General features: G+C 60.7%; 5 protein-coding genes and 2 pseudogenes. 5 read left to right on the top strand and 2 right to left on the bottom strand.

Translation table 11 applies throughout. The features are described from left to right. Window positions 1-386, bottom strand: a pseudogene (locus ABSG20_RS27500) (ISL3 family transposase); the annotation flags it as partial. Between the two features lie 115 nt (window positions 387-501). On the opposite strand from ABSG20_RS27500, the gene ABSG20_RS27505 reads away from it, so the two are divergent. From ABSG20_RS27505 to ABSG20_RS27515, 3 genes are all read left to right on the top strand, one after another. Next, window positions 502-831 (top strand): hypothetical protein, encoded by a 330-nt coding sequence (locus ABSG20_RS27505; protein ID WP_423867630.1) that lies wholly within the window; start codon window positions 502-504, stop codon window positions 829-831. 1,307 nt (window positions 832-2,138) lie between these two features. Next, window positions 2,139-3,098, top strand: coding sequence for a hypothetical protein (locus ABSG20_RS27510; RefSeq protein ID WP_423867631.1), 960 nt, complete (start codon window positions 2,139-2,141; stop codon window positions 3,096-3,098). A gap of 42 nt (window positions 3,099-3,140) precedes the next feature. Continuing rightward, complete coding sequence (locus ABSG20_RS27515) at window positions 3,141-3,392, top strand: NHL repeat-containing protein (RefSeq protein WP_423867632.1); 252 nt, start codon at window positions 3,141-3,143, stop codon at window positions 3,390-3,392. A gap of 61 nt (window positions 3,393-3,453) precedes the next feature. Here the strand turns inward: ABSG20_RS27515 and ABSG20_RS27520 are convergent, their stop codons facing one another. Beyond that, complete coding sequence (locus ABSG20_RS27520; RefSeq protein ID WP_423867634.1) at window positions 3,454-4,377, bottom strand: LysR family transcriptional regulator; 924 nt, start codon at window positions 4,375-4,377, stop codon at window positions 3,454-3,456. 126 nt (window positions 4,378-4,503) lie between these two features. Between ABSG20_RS27520 and ABSG20_RS27525 the strand changes: the two genes are divergently transcribed. Further along, window positions 4,504-5,376: a pirin family protein gene (locus ABSG20_RS27525; protein WP_423867633.1), complete on the top strand. Its 873-nt coding sequence runs from the start codon at window positions 4,504-4,506 to the stop codon at window positions 5,374-5,376. A 130-nt stretch (window positions 5,377-5,506) separates the two neighbouring features. Continuing rightward, a pseudogene (locus ABSG20_RS27530) lies at window positions 5,507-5,878 on the top strand (winged helix-turn-helix domain-containing protein); the annotation flags it as partial. Between the last annotated feature and the right edge of the window lie 65 nt (window positions 5,879-5,943).

The following is a 5,943-nucleotide window of genomic DNA, read 5'->3' on the forward strand; positions in this document are numbered from 1 at the left end:
CTGGTGCGGAACGACGAGGCGGTTTCGGTCCAGGACAGCTTGCGGGCCCAGTGCGCCAGAAACACCATGTAGGTCTTGGTCAGCTGGTGCTTGCCGATCGCCCAGGGCAGTTCTTCGACCCGAACACCACAGGTCCTGCAATCGACCCGCCGCATGTGGTAGAGCAGCAGCACCGCGAAGCCCCAGATCGGGATGAATTCGAAGCGGCGAAGGCTGAGCAGATCATAGGCCGTGCCGCGTTGATGACAGCCCGAGCACACGGGCTTCGAGCCGCGCCGGGGCCGTACGTCGATCTCGATGCTGAGGCTGTGTCGGCAAAGCCGTGCCTTCTGGTAGACGAAGCCCGGAAAGTGCTGACATTGATTGAGTAGGCAGATCAGCCGCATGCGACAAAACCCCAAAGCGAGCGCCACGCCGGCGTCGACCTTACCGGTTCGAGAGGCGTCTGGGGATGCCTTGGCGGCGTACTGCCCGGATTTGGAACAGTGGCCCGCAAGCTGGATGGTCGAAGCGCGTGATCTTTCGCCCGGCCAGCAGCTGGTGGAATGCTTCAAGCCGTTTCTGCGACATCTGCTGGGTTCGGACCTGTCGGCCAAGACCCTGCGCAAGCATCGCGACAACATGTGGCTGCTTGGCGGCGAGATCATCTCCGACCTTCACGAGAGCCCCCGGCTGCGGAAGCGGCCGATGGCGCAAGTGGTGTTCGCCGCCCTGGATGACGAGGGTGGACCGCTGATCTCCAACCGCGCCTCCGAGGAGCAACAACGTTCCTTCGACTCGACCTGCCGCAAGTTCCATAGTTTCCTTGAAGACCATGGGGGCGGCGGCTGACAGCGGCTGTGGACTTGTGGACAACGCAAGTGCGTTGCCCACAGGGTCCACAGCCTCAACACAGACGCAGAAGATTGCTACCGCATCTTCAAAGCAAGGAAGCAGCAATCCCGCAGTTCGGCCGCCTGCGGCCCCGAATCGTCAGAAAGGCGCCCACAGATTCCTCCGAGGAGGCATATTATCAACCGGTTAGGCTCAAAAAGCCATGCAACTTGCGTTTAGGGCGCGGTCCAACCGCCGTCGACCGGCTCGATTCTCGCCCAAGTTGCATGTCACTATCCGCTCCTGTTAATACAGGCTTTTTACAGGAGCAAGAGGTATGGTAATCCCCGTAACTATTTGTAAAATTGCGTCTTTCCGTGAAATTGCGAAAGGCGTTTCGCGCCAAGAACAGGCGATAACAGGTGGATAGCAGGGCAGAGCTCATGGCGCGCACCGCGACAACGGCCTTCCAGCCGACCGCAGAGCATGCGGCGGACTTCGGGCCGCCGCATGAATTTCCCGATTCACTTTTCAAACAGCCAAGGCAGTGATTTTGTTTTTCGTCATGGCCGGGCTACGTCCCGCCTGGGGGCCGAAGCCCCTTCGGCGCGAGCGAAGGCCGCAAGCAGACGACCGCGATATACCTCTCATCTGGAACGAGACGGCGGTGAGCATAGATCCATTCGTACATAAAGTGAACAGAAATATTTTCGTCATCGGGCTGGGCAGCCCCACCGTAGCTGTCACCGTTCAGCAGTGCGGTGGCACATCGCTTCGGCGCGATGAGAATCTTCCCGTTCATGGCGGCGCACTTTCTCGCGTACCGATCGGCCGTCACCGCGACGCGGAACCCGCCGACCGCCACGGTTCAAGCGCCGAAGATGTCGCCTCCACGTCCACGACAAAGGTTTTCTGTCAATCGATTTCAGCGCCCGATCCCCGACAGGTGGGTCGACAGCGCTCGCATTGTTCACCTCCCGATGCGCCAGCAAAAAAGCAAGGCCGCCTGCCTGGCCCGATCTTGTAAGCACTGGCTTCACGGCTTGAATGTAACGATCTGATCAGTATAAGCTCGCCTCATCATGGGCAAGAGGCCGAACCGCGCCAGCCTGGGACCGCGATCATCCTGGCCCCCGCGACCGATAACGGTCCAGCACGTCAGGTCGGAAATCTGCAGGGAACGGCAATCGGCGCAGCCTCTGCGCCTATCCTCATTCGCTCGATACTCGGTCGCCCGTCCCAGAGGTCCTCCGCCCACTGCGTGATGCAACGCAGCCTCAAGCTGCTCACCACTGCTCTCACGTTCCCTGACCGGAGCAATCCCGATGTCACGATCCATGGTGCTTCCGTTTGCGCTCGCGAGTTTTATCGCGCTGGCGTCCACCACCGATGTATTCGCTCACTGTTTTGTCGGTGCTCGGTTTCTTCCTGCAACGTTGGCGATCGACGATCCTTGCGTCGCCGATGAGATGTCGCTGCCCACCGTGATGTGGTCCAAGACCCCGGATATGCCACCGGCAACGGAATGGGATATTTCCGGCGAGATTTCGAAGCGGATCACCGAAAATTTTGGCCTATCGATCGGCGAAACCTGGACGCAAATCCGCCAGCCGGACGGCACGGTCAACGCCGGCTTTCAGGACCTTGAGACGACGTTCCAGTACCAGCTGCTGAAGGACCCTTCGCATGAGCTTGCCCTGTTGGCGGGGGTTATCGTCGATTGGGGCAACACCGGAGCCACGAATTCGGGATTGGGCACTTCATACAGCCTGGTCACGCCGACCTTCTATTTCGGAAAAGGGCTGGGCGATCTGCCGGATACGTTGTCTTGGGTGCGGCCGTTCGCGGTGACCGGACAGGTCGGCTATCAGATTCCTACCAGCAACTTTGACTTCACCCAGAGCGTCTTCATTCCGCAACAACTGGTCTACGGAGCATCATTGCAGTACAGCCTGCCGTACCTGAAGTCAGAAGTCATCGATCTTCAGCTACCGGATTTTTTCAATCATCTCATTCCAATCGTTGAAGCGAATTTTACGACGCCGGTCGCGAACAATTTCGGCAATCCCTACACCACGACCGGATTTCTCAACCCCGGCGTGATTTGGGTCGGGTCATATTTCCAGGTCGGCTTGGAGGCCGTTATACCCATCAACCGCGAAAGCGGCAGCGGTGTAGGAGTTCTCGGACAGTTACATTTGTATCTCGACGACATCTTCCCGACGACCATAGGACAACCGCTCTTCGGTGCTACGGCGGCGGCTCCCCGCAAGTTGACCTTTTGAGACAGCACCATGCGCATGCCAACTTTTGGGGGGAACCACCTGGTGGATCGGATTTTCTGCGGACCGCGAACAGAAGTACATGTACGTGGCCGATGGCGGCGACGAACAGGTGAAGATATTCTCGATCGGGCCAGCGGCGAAATCCTCTCCAGCTTCGGTCGCGCTGGCCATCAGCTCGGCGAATTTACCCACGTCCACACGCTGGCCGTCGATTCCAAGGGCAACGTTTACGTCGCTGAAACCGACTGGGGCCGAAGGGTGCAGAAGTTTAAGCCGGTATCAGTCGTCGAATGACGCTGATGGCGCAAAACGGACGTTCACCTTCGTCGGACTTTGAAACGAGAGCGCCCGGGGATCAGCGCCCCTCCTGCTTCTCTGCGCGACTAAGGGCGCTGTATTCGAGCGCTAAAAAATCAAGGAAAGCGCGCACGGAAGGGAGCAGGCCCCGCCGCGATGGAAATACGGCGTGAATGATGGCTGTCCGGGGAGCCCATTCGGGCAGGACATCGACGAGCTTTCCCTCCGCTACGTCCTTTTGCACGACGATGGTCGGAAGCTGCACGACGCCTACGCCCTGCAACGCCGCCAGCCGCAAGGTAGCCATGTCCTCGGTGACGAAGCGAGGCCGGTGGGGAATCCGGGCGGTTGCGCCATCAGGTCCTTCAAGGCGCCACTCGTGTTCTTGTTGGGGCGAACTCCATGCGAGGCTGGGAAGGGTACTCAAGTCGGCCGGGACGAACGGGTGGGACAGTCCCTCCAGCACGGCAGGCGTGGCTACCAGGCGCTGCGGACTTTCCGCGAGCACCTTCATGATGAGATCGCTTTCCTCCAGAGGCGGGAAGCGTGCCCGGATAGCCACATCGAAGCCTTCGCGGATCACATCGACGGGCCGGCTGGTGCTTTCGAGATGCACCTCCACTTTCGGGCATTCGGCCATGAAGCGGACGACCATCTCGCCGACCTGAAAATTCAAGAGCGGCGGCGGGCAACTCACCCGCACGATGCCCTGCGGCTCGGCGCGCACCCGCTCGATCGCTTCCTGCGCCGCGTCGGCTTCGACCAGCATGGCGGTGCAATGGCGGTGGAACTCTCGTCCGATCTCCGTGACCGTGAAACGGCGGGTCGAACGCTGGATCAGACGGACGCCGAGGCGCTCTTCAAGCAATCCCATGCGGCGGCTGAGCCGTGACCGCGGCATGCCGAGCGCCCGCGCCGCCGCCGCGAATCCGTTGTGATCGACCACTTGGGCGAAGAAATAGAGATCGTTGAGGTCCTGCATTGCCACCGATTGTCCTCCCGATAGGACACTGCGGCGCAAGCATGCCGTCTTCTGCCGTCTTTGTCGCGGGCGTAATTCTTCTCTCCAGCGACAAGGGCCAATCGCGGCCCTCAATGGAGAAACACCATGCGAAAGGTTCTCGGGATCTACGGTAGCCCCAGGCCGCATTGGGTAGGCGACGGCTTTCCGGTGCGATCGATGTTCTCGTACGGCACCCAGGGCCAGCATGTCAGCCCCTTCATTCTCCTGGACTATGCCGGGCCGGCAGAGTTTCCTCCTGCGGAGAGGCCGCGCGGCGTGGGCGAACACCCGCATCGCGGGTTCGAGACCGTTACCATTGTCTATCAGGGCGAGGTCGAGCACCGGGATTCGACCGGCAAGGGCGGCGTGATCGGGCCGGGGGACGTGCAATGGATGACGGCGGCATCAGGCATCCTGCACCAGGAGTTCCATTCGCGGGCGTTCACGCGAAAGGGTGGGACGCTGGAGATGGTCCAGCTCTGGGTCAACCTCCCCGCCAAGGACAAGAACGCCGCGCCGGACTACCAGACGCTCCTCGACCGAGGGATTCCGGCCGTGACTTTGCCGGACCAAGCGGGCGCGCTGCGCGTGATCGCCGGCGAGTATCAAGGTCGCCGCGGACCTGCGCGGACTTTCACGCCGATCAACCTCTGGGATTTGCGGCTGCGTCAAGGCGGCGCAACATCGCTCACGCTGCCGGAGGGCCACACCGTCGGCGCGGTGGTGCTGCGCGGCCCGGTTCTTGTCAACGACAACGACATCGCCCGAGAAGCGCAGTTCGTCCTGCTCGATCGAACGGGCGGCGCGGTGACGCTGGAAGCTGTCAACGATGCCACGGTGCTGGTCCTTAGCGGCGAGGCGATCGACGAGCCGGTCGTCATGCATGGCCCCTTCGTCATGAACACCGCCGACGAGATCAGGCAGGCGATGGCCGATTTTCAGAGCGGACGGTTCGGCGCGATCACCGCTGAACCATAAGCCTCGCGAATGCGGGGCAATGCGGCGAAGAAGCAATCACGAACCACAGGAGTCCTGGATGAAACTCGCACTGCACGCTAACGAGCCCGCAACGCGCCATAGCGCTGCCGCGCATCTCATCGAGCAGGATCTCGTCAAGTTGATCGCCATGATCGAAGCCTTGCGGGTTCCACCCGCCACGCGCGAGACCAAACTGTGGGTAGGGCCGCTTGAACTCGATCTGATCGAACGCACGGCCAGGCGGGGCGATCGCCCTATCGATCTGCTGCCGCGCGAGTTCCGTCTGCTTGAGTTCATGATGCGCCGCAAGGGCCAGGTACTCACGCGTGAAATGCTGTTCCGGGAGGTGTGGAAGTACAAGTTCGATCCAAAGACCAACCTCGTGGACGTGCATATGGGCCGGCTTCGGCGCAAGATCGATGGGCCATATGAGCCGCCTATGATTCATACCGTCCGCGGCAAGGGATTCATTTTTGGTATCGAAGATGCGCAGTCGGCGTAGGAGCAACCAAGATGACGCCGATATCGTGAAAAAAGCCCGAGCCAGTGATTGGTTTTTGCCGAAGC

This window comes from Bradyrhizobium sp., assembly GCF_049512235.1.
GTDB lineage: Bacteria > Pseudomonadota > Alphaproteobacteria > Rhizobiales > Xanthobacteraceae > Bradyrhizobium.